13 protein-coding genes are annotated in these 17,439 nt (G+C 33.7%); 2 read left to right on the top strand and 11 right to left on the bottom strand.

Annotated elements, in window-relative coordinates:
- Nucleotides 1-13: 13 nt before the first annotated feature.
- The gene (icd, locus tag HMPREF3264_RS03995; protein ID WP_070872002.1) at nt 14-1,282 is read right to left on the bottom strand and encodes an NADP-dependent isocitrate dehydrogenase; all 1,269 of its coding nucleotides are present in this window, start codon (nt 1,280-1,282) and stop codon (nt 14-16) included.
- A 54-nt stretch (nt 1,283-1,336) separates the two neighbouring features.
- Nucleotides 1,337-2,455: a citrate synthase gene (locus HMPREF3264_RS03990; RefSeq protein WP_070830907.1), complete on the bottom strand. Its 1,119-nt coding sequence runs from the start codon at nt 2,453-2,455 to the stop codon at nt 1,337-1,339.
- A 349-nt stretch (nt 2,456-2,804) separates the two neighbouring features.
- Here HMPREF3264_RS03990 and HMPREF3264_RS03985 point away from each other — a divergent pair, with 349 nt between their 5' ends.
- The gene (locus HMPREF3264_RS03985; RefSeq protein WP_070872001.1) at nt 2,805-4,160 is read left to right on the top strand and encodes an amino acid permease; all 1,356 of its coding nucleotides are present in this window, start codon (nt 2,805-2,807) and stop codon (nt 4,158-4,160) included.
- A gap of 170 nt (nt 4,161-4,330) precedes the next feature.
- Here HMPREF3264_RS03985 and pyk read toward each other — a convergent pair whose 3' ends face one another.
- The 8 genes from pyk to HMPREF3264_RS03945 form a co-directional block, all read right to left on the bottom strand.
- The gene (gene pyk / locus HMPREF3264_RS03980; RefSeq protein WP_070872000.1) at nt 4,331-6,088 is read right to left on the bottom strand and encodes a pyruvate kinase; all 1,758 of its coding nucleotides are present in this window, start codon (nt 6,086-6,088) and stop codon (nt 4,331-4,333) included.
- A gap of 20 nt (nt 6,089-6,108) precedes the next feature.
- Nucleotides 6,109-7,077 carry a 6-phosphofructokinase gene (gene pfkA, locus HMPREF3264_RS03975; RefSeq protein ID WP_002443348.1) on the bottom strand — a complete coding sequence of 323 codons (969 nt, stop codon included), beginning with the start codon at nt 7,075-7,077 and terminating at the stop codon, nt 6,109-6,111.
- Between the two features lie 178 nt (nt 7,078-7,255).
- A complete protein-coding gene (locus tag HMPREF3264_RS03970) occupies nt 7,256-8,200 on the bottom strand; it encodes an acetyl-CoA carboxylase carboxyltransferase subunit alpha (RefSeq protein WP_070871999.1) in 945 nt (314 codons plus the stop codon).
- Nucleotides 8,200-9,057: an acetyl-CoA carboxylase, carboxyltransferase subunit beta gene (gene accD / locus HMPREF3264_RS03965; RefSeq protein WP_002443352.1), complete on the bottom strand. Its 858-nt coding sequence runs from the start codon at nt 9,055-9,057 to the stop codon at nt 8,200-8,202. Before accD ends, HMPREF3264_RS03970 begins: the two co-directional genes overlap by 1 nt.
- 107 nt (nt 9,058-9,164) lie before the next feature.
- Nucleotides 9,165-10,394, bottom strand: a complete 1,230-nt coding sequence (locus tag HMPREF3264_RS03960) for an NADP-dependent malic enzyme (RefSeq protein ID WP_070871998.1) — start codon at nt 10,392-10,394, stop codon at nt 9,165-9,167.
- Nucleotides 10,395-10,709: 315 nt separating this feature from the next.
- Entirely contained in the window at nt 10,710-13,919 is a 3,210-nt protein-coding gene (locus HMPREF3264_RS03955) for a DNA polymerase III subunit alpha (RefSeq protein WP_070871997.1), read from the bottom strand.
- Between the two features lie 29 nt (nt 13,920-13,948).
- Entirely contained in the window at nt 13,949-14,887 is a 939-nt protein-coding gene (locus tag HMPREF3264_RS03950; RefSeq protein WP_070871996.1) for a DHH family phosphoesterase, read from the bottom strand.
- Between the two features lie 36 nt (nt 14,888-14,923).
- Complete coding sequence (locus HMPREF3264_RS03945; protein ID WP_070871995.1) at nt 14,924-16,222, bottom strand: DRTGG domain-containing protein; 1,299 nt, start codon at nt 16,220-16,222, stop codon at nt 14,924-14,926.
- A 207-nt stretch (nt 16,223-16,429) separates the two neighbouring features.
- On the opposite strand from HMPREF3264_RS03945, the gene HMPREF3264_RS03940 reads away from it, so the two are divergent.
- Nucleotides 16,430-16,843, top strand: a complete 414-nt coding sequence (locus tag HMPREF3264_RS03940; protein ID WP_070871994.1) for a universal stress protein — start codon at nt 16,430-16,432, stop codon at nt 16,841-16,843.
- A gap of 90 nt (nt 16,844-16,933) precedes the next feature.
- Here the strand turns inward: HMPREF3264_RS03940 and HMPREF3264_RS03935 are convergent.
- Nucleotides 16,934-17,439 (bottom strand): metal-dependent hydrolase (locus HMPREF3264_RS03935; protein WP_070871993.1); only part of this gene is annotated, 506 nt, incomplete at its 5' end.

The raw sequence follows: 17,439 nt of genomic DNA, 5'->3' as shown, positions 1-17,439 counted from the left end.
GATTAAAGCGTTATTATTTTAAGTTTTTGATTAATTCATCAGCAAATTCTGAAGTTGAAACTTCTTTTGCGCCATCCATTAAACGAGCAAAGTCATAAGTTACAATTTTAGAAGCGATAGTAGCTTCGATTGAATCAGTGATTTTATCAGCAGCTTCTTGCCATCCTAAGTGTTCTAACATTAATACAGAACTTAAGATTTCAGAAGATGGGTTAACTTTATTTAAACCAGCATATTTAGGAGCTGTACCATGTGTAGCTTCGAAAATAGCGTGACCAGTTTCGTAGTTAATATTTGCACCTGGAGCGATACCAATACCACCAACTTGTGCAGCTAAAGCGTCTGAAATGTAGTCACCGTTTAAGTTCATAGTCGCTACAACATCGTGTTCAGCTGGACGCGTTAAGATTTGTTGTAAGAAGATATCAGCAATTGAATCTTTGATAATAATTTTGCCTTCTTTTTCAGCTTTATCTTGAGCTTCATTAGCTGCGTCTTTACCTTCTTTTTCAACAATTTCATCATATTGTTGCCAAGTGAATACTTTGTCACCAAATTCGTTATGAGCTAAATCATAACCCCATTGTTTAAATGATCCTTCAGTAAATTTCATAATGTTACCTTTATGAACTAAAGTAACAGATTTACGATTATTATCTAATGCATATTGAATTGCAGCTCTTACTAAACGTTCTGTACCTTCTTTTGATACAGGTTTAATACCAATACCTGAAGTTTCTGGGAAACGAATGTTTGTTGCACCCATTTCGTTTTGTAAGAAATCAATTACTTTTTTAACTTCTGAAGTACCTTCTTTAAATTCGATACCTGCATAAATGTCTTCAGTGTTTTCACGGAAAATAACCATGTCAACATCTTCTGGACGTTTAACTGGTGAAGGAACACCTTGGAGCCAACGTACAGGACGTAAGCAAGTAAATAAATCTAATTCTTGTCTTAAAGCTACGTTAAGTGAACGAATACCGCCACCGATTGGAGTAGTTAAAGGACCTTTAACAGCAATTAAATATTCTTTAATTGTGTCTAATGTTTCTTGTGGTAACCATTCTCCAGTTTCATCGTAAGCTTTTTGTCCAGCTAAAACTTCTTTCCATTCGATACGTTTCTCACCGTTGTAAGCTTTTTCAACAGCTGCATCGATAACACGGCTAGCTGCTTTCCAGATATCTGGGCCAATTCCATCGCCAATAATAAATGGAATAATTGGTTCATTAGGTACATTTAAACCTTCATTAGTACGAGTAATTTTTTCTGCTGACATAAATCTAACCTCCAAGTATATTTAAGCTTTCAATTAATACTATATGTGATTTTATTATCTTTCTTCAATAGGAACATACTTACGATTTTTTTCACCAATGTATTGTGCTCTTGGTCTCATGATTCGGTTATCTCTATATTGTTCTAAGATATGAGCAATCCAACCTGATGTACGACTTACTGCGAAAATTGGTGTGAATAAATCGTGAGGAATATTCATACTGTGATAAACAGTTGCACTAAAGAAGTCTACATTTGGAATTAAACCTTTTTCTTCTTTCATGCGTTTTTCGATTGCTAGTGAAATATCAAATAATTCACTTTGACCTGTTTCTTCAGTGATTTTACGGCTCATTTCACGAAGATATTTAGCTCTTGGATCGCCATCTTTGTATACACGGTGACCAAAGCCCATGACTTTATCTTTATTCGCGAATCTTTCGTCTAAATAGCTATCAACATTTTCAATACTTCCTACTTCTTTTAACATAGCCATAACACGTTCGTTTGCACCACCGTGAAGAGGTCCTTTTAATGAACCAACTGCAGCAACAACACCTGAATACATATCTGAAAGTGATGAAACCGCACAACGTGCAGTGAACGCAGATGCATTTAATTCGTGATCAGCATGTAAAATTAATGCTTTATTAAATGCTTCAACTTCTATATCTGTAGGAAGTTCTCCTCTTAACATATATAAGAAGTTTGCTGCGTAACTTAAATCTGAATTTGGTTTTAAAGGTTCTTTCCCTTCTCTAACTCTTGCGAAAGCCGTTACTAGTGAAGCAATTTTCGCTTGAATGCGAATTGCTCTATCATATTTCTTCTCATCAGATTCATCTTCAGCATCTGGATCAAAGTGAGCAATATAAGATACAGATGTACGAACTGCTGTCATAGGATGAACATCATCAGTTACGTACTCTTCAAAGTGTTTGTATACTCTTGGATTAAGAGTCATGTACTCGAATAATTTCTCTTTCAATTCTTTAAGTTCATCTTTATTAGGAAGTCTATAATTCCATAATAAGAAAATGATTTCTTCGAATTGGGCATTTTCTGCGAGATCGTCAATATCATAGCCCGCATATGTCAATTGACTGTCAATTATTGAACTGATTTTAGTTTCAGCTGCAATAACCCCTTCTAAACCTCTTTGTAATTCTGCCATGATAAATTTCCCCTTTACTGTTTCTTTATGAAATGGCTTTCAACTAGTATTATAGCTAAATTCAAACAATTTGTGAAACATTATAAATCACTTTAAATATGTAAAAATGGTATATTGGCTTGACCTTTTTGTGTGTTATTATCTCTAAAAGAGCGTGAAATTCAACTTCAACCCATACTATTATTATTAAATTTCAAAAATGTAGTTATATTTTCGTTTAGTTATCAAGAATGATTACAAAAAAGAAATATACATTTTAGTGAATTTTCACACTTTTTTGCGAAAAGAATTGTATAAATAGCCTTATAAGTGCATAATATATATTATCTTATAGTAAGGGAGATGTCTTATGGCTGAAAATTTACAAAGAGAATTGAGCAATCGTCATGTTCAATTAATCGCCATCGGAGGCGCTATAGGAACGGGGTTATTCCTTGGTGCTGGTCAAACAATTGCAATGACGGGTCCCTCAATATTACTCACCTATATCATTATAGGTTTTATGTTATTCATGTTTATGCGTGGATTGGGAGAAATCATCATTCAAAACACTAATTTCAAATCATTTGCGGATGTTACGAACAAATACATAGGTCCATTTGCTGGCTTTGTTACTGGTTGGACTTATTGGTTATGTTGGATTATTACAGGTATGGCGGAGGTTACAGCTGTTGCTAAATACGTAAGTTTCTGGTTCCCAGAGATTCCTAACTGGATTAGCGCGTTATTCTGTGTACTTATTTTAATGTCATTCAACTTGTTAAGTGCCAAATTATTCGGCGAATTAGAGTTTTGGTTTGCTATCATCAAAATAGCTACAATTATTGCATTAATAGTTGTTGGTATTGTCATGATTTTATTTGCCTTTAAAACTCAATTTGGACACACAAGTCTAACTAACTTATATCAACACGGAATATTCCCTAAAGGAGCATCTGGATTCTTTATGTCTTTCCAAATGGCACTTTTCTCATTTGTCGGAATAGAAATGATAGGTGTTACTGCTGGTGAGACTAAGGATCCTGAACAAACAATTCCTAAGGCAATTAATAGCGTACCTATTAGAATATTAATCTTTTATGTTGGTGCTTTAGCAGTCATCATGTCGATTATTCCTTGGTACAAAGTTGACCCTGATAATAGTCCTTTTGTTAAACTATTTACTTTAATAGGTGTACCTTTCGCTGCTGGTTTAATCAATTTCGTAGTATTAACTGCCGCAGCATCATCTTGTAATAGTGGTATATTTTCAAATAGCAGAATGTTGTATGGATTATCTAATCAAAGACAAGCGCCACCAGCGTTCTCCAATACAAACAAAAATGGTGTACCACACACAGCTATTATTGCGTCATCTGCATTATTATTAATTGCAGCGTTATTAAATTATATCTTCCCTGACGCAACAAAAGTGTTTACGTATGTTACGACAATCTCTACTGTATTATTCTTGGTTGTATGGGCTTTAATCATCGTTGCCTATATTAATTACAGTAGAAAGAATCCTGAATTACACAAGAAAGCTACTTATAAATTACCAGGCGGGCAATTTATGGGTTATGCAATTTTAATTTTCTTTATCTTCGTATTCGCATTATTATTTGTTAATGTTGATACAAGAAGAGCCATTTATATAACTCCTGTATGGTTCGTTATTTTAGGATTAATGTATTTGAGATATAGAAAAGAAAGCAAACACGCATAAATAATCATAAAGGAGGATGAGATTATAAGTGATCTCATCCTCCTTTAATGTATTTACAGTAAATGTCTGAATTGAGAGCCTGCTTATATCAAGCGTATATCTATCTCTACATACTCAATAAAAAACACTCTCCAACATCATGTCGGAGAGTGTTTTCTCTAAATTGATTATTAAAGTACGTTTGCATAGCCTTCAAAGATTTTACCTTGAGCTGCGTCAACTGTAACTAACATATCATTTTTAATTTCTTTTGTTGCTTTTTCAACACCTACTACTGTTGGAATACCTTTTTCTAAACCAACGATTGCACTTGGTGATGTAATTCCATTTTCTTCAGTTACTAAACCGATTGCATTTTCAACATATGGAACTAACGTTTCGTCTACTGAATTAGTGATGATAACTTTATCAGATAAATCTTTACCTTCTAAGTCACTTGCACTGTCAGCAATAATGGCATGTCCTACTACAGAGCCACGACCTACACCTTGTCCACGAGCGATTTCATCGCCAACTAAGTGAATTTTCATCATATTAGTTGTACCTTTTTCACCAGTTGGAACACCAGCAGTAATGATGATTAAATCACCGTTAGAAACTCTTCCAGTTTCAACTGCTGTCGCTACCGCATTGTTAAGTAATGCGTCAGTGTTTTTACGTCCCTCTTTAACAACTGGGTTAACACCCCAAACAATTGCACATTGGCGTGCTGTTTCTTCACTAGGTGTTACAGCGATAATATCTGAATGAGGACGATATTTAGAAATAGTACGTGCTGTTGAACCACTTTCAGTAGCCGCAACGATAGCTTTAACATTTAAGTTAAGTGCTGTATGTGCAACAGATACACCAATAGCGTTAACTAATGAAGTTTCAACTAATTTTGTACGGTCAGATAATAATTTTTTATAATCTTGAGCCGCTTCTGCTGAAACTGCGATATTTCTCATAGTTTTAACTGCTTCTTCTGGATATAATCCCGCAGCTGTTTCACCTGATAACATCACAGCGTCAGTGCCATCGTAAATTGCGTTAGCTACGTCACTTGCTTCCGCACGAGTAGCACGAGGGTTACGTTGCATTGAATCTAACATTTGAGTTGCAGTGATAACTGGTTTACCTAATTTATTACATTTTCTAATTAAGTCTTTTTGAACCATTGGTACTTTTTCAGGTGGAATTTCAACACCCATGTCACCACGAGCAACCATTAATCCATCAGAAACTTCAAGGATTTCATCAATGTTATCAATACCTTCTTGGTTCTCAATTTTAGGGAAAATTGTGATATGTGCTTTTTCTTCTTCAAGAATTTGGCGAATATCTAAAACATCACTAGGACGTCTTACGAAACTTGCAGCGATAAAGTCAACATTTTCTTTGATACCGAAACGAATGTCATCAGCATCTTTATCAGTAATACCAGGTAAGTTAACTTTTACGCCAGGTAAATTAACACCTTTTTTATTTTTTAATTCTCCAGTATTTAAGATGTCACATTTAACTTCGCCTTTATCTTTATTAATTTCTTTAACTTGTAACTCTACTAAACCATCATCTAATAAGATATATGAGCCAACATGAACATCGTTGATTAAGTCTTCATATGTTACAGAGAATTTCTCAGGTGTACCTTCTACTTCATTCATACTTACGATGACTTCTTTACCTTTTTCTAATTCGATAACACCATCTTTCATGTTATGTGTACGAATTTCAGGTCCTTTTGTATCTAATAAAAGTGCAACTGTTTTATTTAAACGTTTTGCAACTTTACGAATTGTATCAATTCTACCTTTATGTTCTTCATGACTACCATGAGAAAAGTTTAAACGCGCCACGTTCATTCCTGCATTTATTAATTTCTCGATCATTTCTTCAGATTCTGAAGCTGGTCCAATTGTACAAACAATTTTAGTCTTTCTCATTATATAATCCTCCCAAAAATTTATATTGATAATTCCTTAGCTAATTCATAAATATCTTTGTCAAATTTATGATGACTTTCACCAAAGATATCTTCAAATGGTGTAGCAGTTAATTGGTTATTTTTAATACCTACACCTTTAGCTGTCACACCTTGTTTAAGTAATTCAACGGCATGACCACCTAAACGTGAAGCTAATACGCGGTCAGCACCTGATGGGCTTCCTCCACGCTGAATATGTCCTAATACTGACACGCGTGTATCAATATTGATATATTTCATTAATTCATCAGCACATTCTTGGCCGCTCATACAACCTTCAGCGACCATAACAATAGAATGTTTCTTACCTCTTTTAATACCCTGTTCAATTTTTTCAGCAACATCTTTAATGTCGGTATGAACTTCAGGTACTACAATGGTTTCAGCACCAACAGAGAGTCCTGCCCATAAAGCTAAATCTCCACAATCACGTCCCATAACTTCAACGATAAATGTACGTGCGTGACTTGATGCAGTATCTCTAATTTTATCGACGGATTCAATAATTGTGTTTAACGCAGTGTCAAAACCTATAGTGAAGTCCGTACCATTAATATCATTATCAATTGTACCTGGAATTCCAATCGTTTGAATTTCCTTACACTCTTCACTTATACGTTGCGCACCACGATAACTTCCGTCTCCGCCGATAACAACTAATCCTTCGATGCCTCGTTTACGTAAGTTTTCAATCCCCTTCTTACGTACATCTTCTTCTTTAAATTGAGGACATCTAGCAGAGAATAGGAACGTACCTCCGCGCTGGATTGTATCCCCGACTGAGCCTAACTCAAGTTTATGAATGTCATCGTCTAGTAAACCTTGGTAACCATGATAAATCCCATAAACTTCAATATTATTGTAAATTGCTGTACGAACAACTGCACGAACGGCAGCATTCATACCTGGAGAATCCCCTCCGCTAGTTAAAACTGCAATTTTTTTCATGACGACATACCTTTCTTTAACTAGATTTATCTTTAACTATAAATTACCACAATTTTTTTTACTGTTCCATCAAAAGAAAGGCTTTCAATTGATGTAAACGTTTTAAATAATGAATTTTTTCTAAAATAAATAAAAAAGAGCTAATAGCCGTAATCATGACTATTAGCAAGTAACTAAATTATTCTACAACTGAGCCAATGTGTCTAAATTTATCAAATCTATCATTGACTAATTCTTCATTAGACATTTGCTCTAATTCATTTAAATGTTTAACAAATGTGTCTTTAATCGTAGCAGCTTGTGATTCAACATCTTTATGGGCACCACCTAGTGGTTCGTTAATCACTTCGTCTACAATATTTAATCCTTTAAGATCATTTGCTGTAATTTTCATCGTTTCAGCAGCAATTTTTGCTAAATTACTATCTTTCCATAAAAGTGCAGCAGCACCCTCAGGAGAAATAACTGAATACGTACTATTTTCAAGCATAAGTACACGATTAGAAATACCAATTCCTAATGCGCCACCACTACCACCTTCACCGATAACAATAGCGACGACAGGTACTTTTAATGATGCCATTTCAATTAAATTCGTAGCGATTGATTCACTTTGACCACGTTCTTCTGCTGCTTTACCAGGATAAGCGCCTTTTGTATCAATAAATGTAAAAATTGGACGATTAAACTTTTCAGCCTGCTTCATCAAACGTAGCGCTTTACGATAACCTTCAGGATGTGCCATACCAAAATTTCGATAAATATTATCTTTGGTATCTTTACCACGTTGTTGACCAACAACAGTTACAGCACGTCCATTAAGATAACCAATCCCGCCTATCATTGCAGGGTCATCTCTAAAGTTTCTATCCCCATGAAGTTCTATAAATGAATCGAAAATATATGGAATATAATCTAAAGATGTAGGTCGCTCTTGTAAACGCGCGATTTGCACACGATCCCACGGCTTTAAATTGGTATAAACTTTTTTAGTTTCTCTTTCTAGAGACGCTTCCAACATATCAATCTCTTCTTGTAAATCCACTTCATTCTTTTCTTGGGATTCTTTCGATGATTCAATTTTATTTTTAATTTCAAAAAGTGGCTTTTCAAAATCTAGCATTATCGACTCACCTCTTGATGGATTTTTAGAATATTAGATAACGTCTCTTTCATATCCTTACGATGAACTACTTTATCTAATTGACCATGTTCTAAAAGGAACTCGGCTGTTTGGAAATCATCTGGTAATTTCTCATTAATTGTTTGTTCAATGACACGTCTACCAGCAAATCCAATGAGCGCTTTAGGTTCACTCAAGTTAATGTCACCCACTGAGGCAAAGCTTGCAGACACACCACCAGTTGTTGGATTCGTTATGTACGAAATATATAATAATCCAGCATCAGCATGGCGCTTAAGTGATACACTTGTTTTACCCATTTGCATGAGTGAAATAATACCTTCTTGCATTCTAGCGCCACCACTAGCTGAGAATAGAATGAAAGGTAAATGATGTTCAGTACAATAATCAATGATTCTACAAATTTTTTCTCCAACAACTGAACCCATACTTCCCATTCTAAAACGTGCATCCATCACTGCAACACCGTATTTAATACCATCTAATTCAGAAGTCCCAGTGACAACTGCCTCATTTAATCCAGTCTTTTGCTGATCTTTTTCAATCTTTTCAATGTAGCCAGGAAAATCTAATGGATTCGCAGAGGTCATGCCCTTATCGAATTCTGTAAATGTTCCTTCATCTGAAATCGCTTCTATTCTTTTATGTGCAGTAAGTGCAATATGATGATCACAATTGAAGCACACATTTAAATTTTCAGCTAATTCTTTAGTGTACATGATCTTTTTGCACTTCGGGCATTTAGTCATAATCCCTGCTGGCACATCATTTTGTTTAGAATCTTGAACTGTTAAATATTTCTTTTTCTTGCTTCGATTAAAAAAATCTTTAAACATTGGTAAACCTCCAAATAACCTCTGTTACTACCATTTATATATTCTCCTGAAAAATTTATCAAGATGTTATTTCTAGAAAATGTCTCTAAAAGAATTACTATATAGAATTATTTTAAATCAGTTGCTTTCATTGTTTTGTCATAAACTTCTTGTGGATCAATTTCAATTCTTGCTACACCTGATTCCATAGCTGCTTTAGCTACGCTACGTGCCACTGATGGAGCAACTCTCTTGTCAAATGGTCCAGGAATGCAATAATCAGGGTTGAGTTCATCTTCTTCGATTAAATCAGCAATAGCTTCAACAGCGGCTTTTTTCATATCTTCATTAATATGTGTAGCTTCAACATCTAATGCACCTCTAAAGATTCCAGGGAAAGCTAACACATTATTGATTTGATTAGGATAATCAGAACGACCAGTTCCAATTACTTTAGCCCCTGCTGCTTTAGCATCATCAGGTTTAATTTCAGGATTTGGATTGGCCATAGCAAAAATAATCGGATCATCTGCCATGCTCTCAACCATTTCTTTATCTAATAAATCTGCAACAGAAACACCGATAAATACGTCTGCATCTTTAATAACTTCTTTCAATGAACCATCAATTTTATCTTTGTTAGTCCATTTAGCAACATATTCTTTAGTATCATTCATGCCATGAGGGCGTCCTTCATAAATAGCACCCTTAGAATCACACATAATCATGTCTCTAACACCGTATGAATGTAACAATTTCACAATTGCTATACCTGCAGCACCTGCACCATTTAAGACAACTTTAATATCTGATAAATCTTTATCGACAATTCTTAAAGCATTAATCAAGCCGGCCATTGTAACAATAGCAGTGCCGTGTTGATCATCATGAAATACTGGAATATTTGTTTCTTTTTTTAATTTTTCTTCGATTTCAAAACATCTTGGCGCTGAAATATCTTCAAGATTAATACCGCCATAATTAGGTTGTAATAATTTCACTGTATTAATAATTTCATTAGTATCTGTAGTATCTAAAGCGATTGGTACGCCATTTATTCCGGCAAAACTTTTAAATAAAACCGCTTTACCTTCCATAACAGGTATACTTGCTTCAGCTCCAATATTGCCCAGTCCTAAAACTGCAGTACCGTCAGTTACAACTGCAACAGTGTTTGCCTTGATTGTATATTCATATACTTTTCTTGGATTTTCATGAATTTCTTTACATGGTTCAGCAACGCCAGGAGAATATGCTAAACTCAATTCTTCTTTATTAGTCACTTTTATATTTGGTGTGATTTCTAATTTACCTTGATGTTCTCTGTGCATTTCCAATGCATCATCTCTTAAAGACATGGAATCAACCCCTATTTTAAATAATTTTAAGTTAAAATAACTGTTCTTATTAATTAAAAATTGTGTATGTTGAATCTAATTTACTAGTAAAAGTATACCCAATACAGGATAAATTAAGAATAGACAATGGACATACATCATATTGATGCTATAAACTTGATTGTCTGCCTATTCTAATCTTTTGAAATTATTCTTTCTTCTGATTATAAAATTAATCAGTGTATAACCAGAACAAAAAACAATAACAAAAGAAAAACTGATGATTATTATCTTAACCATCAGTTAACTATACCATAGTTTAAATTGTGATAAAAGTTATATAAACCTAATATCACTAGGATTTAAAGAGTCAAACAACTGTTGAATTGTAACTTCATCTTTACTCAAGAATCCTAAGCGATTCATACTATTATTGCGTTCATTAAATGCATTCACTTCTAATAAATGCTGGTTCCCTCTTTTCTCATTTGTGATTAATTCTTCGATACTTGATGGAAGATGATGCGCATTTCGTATAATGACTTTTTTAGAAGCATTTATTTTTTCATTTTTATAGGTATTGATTTCAATAATTTGATTTATAATAAGTTGAATTTGCTGATTCCGTTTCTCAAATTTACCTATCACGATAAACATTTCTTCATTAGAAATAGAAGTTTCATATCTTTTGAATTTATCCGGGAATATCACACCGTCCATTAGCGTCATCCCATCATTAAGTGTTACAAATGCCATGTTTTGACCGTTCTTAGTTCTAATTTGCTTAATTGTATCAAATTGGACAAGTATTGGTTGAAAGTTTTGAGCATTACTTAATTTATAAATACCTAGATATTGTTTCTTTTCAAATTCTTTTTCAACCGGGTGTTTAGAAATATAAAAGCCCAGATATTCTTTTTCATAATTACTCAACAATTTATCTGGTAACTCTTCTTTGTCCTCATAGACTTGTTTTGGCGTTAAAATATCGAAAAGCATATCGTCTTGTTCTACATCTGATGTAGTGTCTAATACTTGATCGATAGCCTGTAATAAAGTAGCACGATTCTTATCAAAATTGTCAAAAGCACCAACAAGTATCAAAGCTTCTAATAATTTTCTAGTTTTAACCCGCTTTGGAATCCTACGTGCAAAATCAAAAAAGTCTTTAAACTTTCCGTTATTATATCTCTCATCGACAATCAGTTTAACACTTTGATAGCCCACACCTTTAATCGTTCCTAACGACAAATATATTCCTTGTGAAGTAGCTTTATAGAACCAATGACTTTCATTAATATTAGGTGGTAGAATATTAATTTTTTGATGTTTAGCCTCATCAATCATATTAGCTGTTTTCTTCTCACTACCAATGACATTGCTCAAAATATTAGCGTAAAAATAATTAGGATAATACACTTTTAGATAACTCATAATATAAGCAATTTTAGAGTAGCTTACTGCATGCGCTCTAGGGAAACCATAATCAGCAAACTTGAGTATTAAATCAAAGATTTGTTTACTCATTTGTTCATCATAGCCGTTGTCTTTCGCACCGTTGACAAAGTGCTGACGTTCACTTTCTAACACTGCACGATTTTTCTTACTCATCGCTCTTCTAAGAATATCCGCTTCACCATAACTAAAGTTAGCGAATTTGCTCGCAATTTGCATTATTTGTTCTTGATAGATAATGACGCCGTAGGTATTTTTTAAAATGGGTTCTAAATCAGGATGCAAATATTCAACTTTAGATGGATCGTGTCGACGTGTGATATATGTAGGTATTTCTTCCATAGGTCCTGGTCGATAAAGTGATGTGACCGCTACGATATCTTCAAAATGTTCTGGTTGAAGTCTCTTTAATACACTACGTACCCCATCAGATTCTAGTTGGAAAATACCAGTCGTATCTCCTTGAGATAATAACTTGAATACTTTTCTATCATCAAAAGGAATGGTTTCAACATCTATATCAATGTTTAAATCTTTCTTCACTTGCGTCACAATTTGGTGGATGATCGATAAGTTACGTAATCCTAAGAAGTCTATCTTTAATAAACCTATGCGTTCTGCTTCTGTCATTGTCCACTGAGTCAGTAAACCCGTATCACCTAACGTCAATGGTGCAAATTTATATAATGGTTGATCGTTAATAATAATACCCGCCGCATGCGTTGACGTATGTCTTGGAAGTCCTTCAAGCTTCTTACTCATATCAAACCAAAGTTCATTTCTGTGATTTCGATGAACAAACGCTTTAAAATTGTCTTGCTGATAAGCCTCATCAAGCGTAATCCCCAATTTATGAGGTATTAACTTTGAAATTTCATTTAATGTAGTCTCATCAAAGCCCATAATTCTTCCAACGTCACGACCGACAGCTCTTGCTAATAAGTGCCCGAAAGTCACTATTCCTGACACATGAAGTTCTCCATATTTATTTTGAACATACTGAATCACTTTCTCGCGTCTTGTATCTTCAAAGTCAATGTCAATATCGGGCATCGTAACCCTTTCAGGATTTAAAAATCTCTCGAAAAGTAAGTTGAATTTGATCGGATCAATCGTTGTAATCCCTAGCAAATAACTTACCAGTGAACCAGCGGAAGAGCCACGGCCTGGACCAACCATTACATCATGTGTTTTAGCATAATGGATTAAATCACTAACGATAAGGAAATAATCTTCGAAGCCCATATTCGTAATTATTTCATATTCGTGCTTAAGCCGTTCTAAATATTGATCATTATGTAAATTCCACTCATTTAATTTATCTATTAATACCGACCATAAATAGTCTTTTGCAACTTCACCATTAGGCGTGACAAATTGCGGTAATAATGATTGATGATAAACGAGTTCCGCCTGACATAAATCAACGATTGTTTGCGTATTTTTTATTACTTCTTCGTCTACATCATCTAAAATATTTTTAAGTTCATTTTGATCAGGAAAGTGCTCACCAAAATCTTTACTTTCATTAATTAAATCTAATTTAGAATTATCTCTAATTGCCTGTAAAGCAGATATCGTATCTGCATCTTCTCTATTTAAATATCTCGCTGATTGTAATTTTACCTTTTTTTTATCAATAATATCGTCACTCGTATGATTCATGTAAACATGGGTATGATCATTGAATGCTTCTAAGATTTGTAAATGCGTCGATACTACATCTTTAAAAATGATAATTAAATTGTCATCATAACGTTTTAACCATTCTAAAGGAACTTCTTCCTTTTCTTTCATTTTAATGGCAGATGAAAGTTGATAGAGTGCTTTGAGTCCCTCATTATTCTGTGCGAGTACTACTGTTTCAACTTTATATAAACCATCCGTTAATATTAAAGTCATTCCGAAAATGGGATGAATATCAGCAGCAATGCAGGCATCGTAAAATTTTGGAAAACCATACAAAACATGGGTATCTGTAATTGCAAGTGCAGTATAGCCTTCATTTTTAGCTTTATTGATTACATCTTCAATTCTCAGACTGGCGTTCAATAAATCATAAGCAGTATGAATATTTAAATGCGCAACCATGTTTGTATCCTCCTTTTAGATATATCTTTTTAAAGTTTTTGACGCAATGCATCGGCTAAACGGTCGAACTCTTCCCAACTATAAACTGATACACCTGATGCATTTGGATGGCCTCCACCTCCAAAATCGTTTGCGACATCATTGATAATCATTGTACCTTTTGAACGAATACGACATCTAATTTCTTCACCTTCATCCACACCGAACATCCAAATCTTCAAACCTTGAATATCAGCAATTGTATTCACAAATTGTGATGCTTCATTCGGTTGAATCTGATATTTTTCTAGAATATCTCTCGTAATTTTCACCTGACAGTATCCTCCATCATCTAATTCAAAGTTTTGTAAGATGTAACCTTGAAACGGTAATAATTTAGGATCTTTTTCAGACATTTTATTTAATTCAGCATTGTGGTCAAACGGAAAAGCAATTAATTTACCAGCAACTTCCATCGTGTGTTGAGTTGTATTATTAAATAAGAAACGACCAGTATCTCCTACAATTCCTAGATATAAAACACGTGCTACACTTTCATCAATGATACGTTCATCATTAAAATGAGTAATAAAATCATAAATAATTTCACTTGTTGAAGAAGCTTCTGTATTTACATAATTAATGTCTCCGTATTGATCAACTGCCGGATGATGATCTATTTTTAGAACCTTCGTTCCAGTGTGATAACGTTGGTCATCTACACGTGGTGCATTTGCTGTATCACAAACAATGACAAGCGCATCTTCGTAAACATCATCTGATATCTCATCAAATGTACCTATGAAATCTAAAGAAGGTTCATTGTTACCAACGGCATAAATATTCTTATCTGGATATTTTATTTTTAAATAATATTTAAGCCCCAACTGTGACCCGTATGCATCAGGATCAGGTCTCACGTGTCTATGAATAATGATTGTGTCTGCTTGTTCAACCTCATGCATGATATCGTTCATAATTTTTTCCATTCTGAATACTCCCTTAAAACTAAATTTTACTTTTTATTAAAAACCTTCGAACATCTGGCATATCACTAAAGCGTTGGCAACTTTCTCATTATTATTAAACATGGTTACTTCTAGTTTCGCGAAATTTCTACCAACATCTAGCATTTCATAATAGACTTCAATGGATGATTCAATAGGCACTGTTTTGATATAAACAATGTTTAAGTTTTCTATCATTACATTACCCTTTTTATATTTTCTCATCTCATGTCGAATTGTTTCTTCAATAATGCCTACAAATACGGCTTTACTTAATGTGCCGTAATGATTTGTGACTAAAGGTGATACTTCAACACTGATGTTATTCGAATTAATGGTAATATGTTTTGCTATCTGATCGTTAATCGTTTCACCTATTTGTGGTTGTCTTCCTAAAAGTTGCATTGATTTCAACACATCTTGTCTGTTGATGACACCTACAGCTTTTTTATTATTATTGGTTACCGGTAATAACTCAATACCTTCCCAAATCATCATATGTGCACAACTCGCAACAGTGTTTGTCAGTTTGACGCTTAAAGGATTTCGAGTCATTATCTTGCCTAATTCATCATCCTCGTTCATATTTATAATTTCTCTACTCGTTACAATACCTACAAGTTTAAAATCTTTATTTACAATAGGAAATCTTGTATGACCTGTTTCGTTAGCTAATTTTTTATAGTCATTAATTTTCATATAATCAAATAATACGGATAGTTCGTTTATAGGTTTTACAATATCCTCGACAACAAGTATTTCTTTACGAATCTTTTGGTTATACATTGCTCTATTGATAATGTTTGCGACTAAAAATGTATCATAACTTGATGAAATAATGGGCAATTCATGCTCATTCGCATAATCGATGACAAATTTCGATGGGTGAAAGCCTCCAGTAATGAGGATAGCTGTTCCTCTTTTTAATGCCTCTATTTGAACATCTTCACGGTTACCCACTATTAATAAAGTGTGTTTCTCTATATATTTTAAAATATCTTGAAGTTTCATAGCGCCTATCGCAAATTTAGAAACTGTTTTTCCAAGTCCTTTTTTACCCGCTAAAATTTGACCTTCCACTATGTTCACAATTTCATTAAAAGTTAAATTATCTATATTGTCTCGATTACGTTTTTCTATCCTTACTGTACCGACACGATCAATAGTTGCTACAATTCCTAATTGTCCTGCATCCTTAATCGCTCTGTAAGCAGTTCCTTCTGATACATCTAATACCTTTGCTATTTTTCTAACTGAAATTTTAGAACCTATAGATAAAGATTCAATATAATTTAAAATTTGCTCGTGTTTCGTCATCCCATTACCTCTTATTTCTATAGAACAGTCTTTTTTATATTATAACTTTTAACTCGAAAAAAATCATTGAACAACCTCGCTCATCGTTGATCGTTTTCTCACTTACCAAAAATATTCCGTTTAAAATTGATTTTGTAAAGAAAATGTGAATATAAATGGAAATTCCATTAAAACTCTATTAAAATATAAGTGAGGAGGGATGTAGTTATGTATAAACATATTTTACTAGGCGTAGACACTCAATTAAAAAATGAAAAAGCATTAAAAGAAGTGTCAAATTTAGCTGGGAAAGATACAGTTGTAACTATTTTAAATGCCATTAATGAGCAAGATGCTCAAGCTTCTATCAAAGCAGGAGTCCACTTAGATAAGTTAACTGAAGAAAGAAGTAAACGTTTAGAAAAAACAAGAAAAGTATTAGAAGATTACGGAATTAATTACGATCAAATTATTGTTAGAGGAAATCCTAAAGAAGAATTATTAAAATACGCTAACAGTGGAAAATATGACATCGTTGTATTAAGTAACCGTAAAGCAGAAGACAAGAAGAAATTTGTACTTGGTAGCGTCAGCCACAAAGTAGCTAAACGTGCTACAATCCCTGTATTAATTGTTAAATAATCATTTTAAGAAATCCCGATTTTTAAATTAAGTCGTTTAAAAATCGGGATTTTTTCTATATGTTATATTTACTAATTTACTATTCTAAAATTAAAATTCTACAGATTGACCTGGTTCAAGGATTTGTACTTCCCCTACATTTACTGCATCTTTAAACTGTTGAGGATCTTGTTCAATTAATGGGAACGTATTGTAGTGAATAGGTACACTAATTTTCGGTTTAATAAATTCATTGATTGCATAACTTGCATCATCAATTCCCATCGTAAAGTTGTCACCGATAGGTACAAAACATACATCCACTGGATGACGTTCAGCAATTAATTTCATATCACTAAATAATCCCGTATCTCCAGTATGGTAAATTGTTTTACCTTCTGCTTCAACAACAATTCCCATTGGCATACCTAGATAAACCGGAATACCATCTTCATGAGTAAAGCTTGAACTGTGGAATGCTTGCACAAATTTTACAGTACCAAAGTCAAATTCAGCTTTACCGCCGATATTCATACCATGCACATTTTCAACACCGTGATAAGTTGATAGATAACCTTGTAATTCTGCTGAACCTATCACTACCGCATGATTTCTGT

Origin of the sequence: Staphylococcus sp. HMSC62A08 (assembly GCF_001839105.1) — a bacterium.
Lineage (GTDB): Bacteria > Bacillota > Bacilli > Staphylococcales > Staphylococcaceae > Staphylococcus > Staphylococcus caprae.
This window is presented reverse-complemented; position numbering and strand designations above follow the sequence as displayed.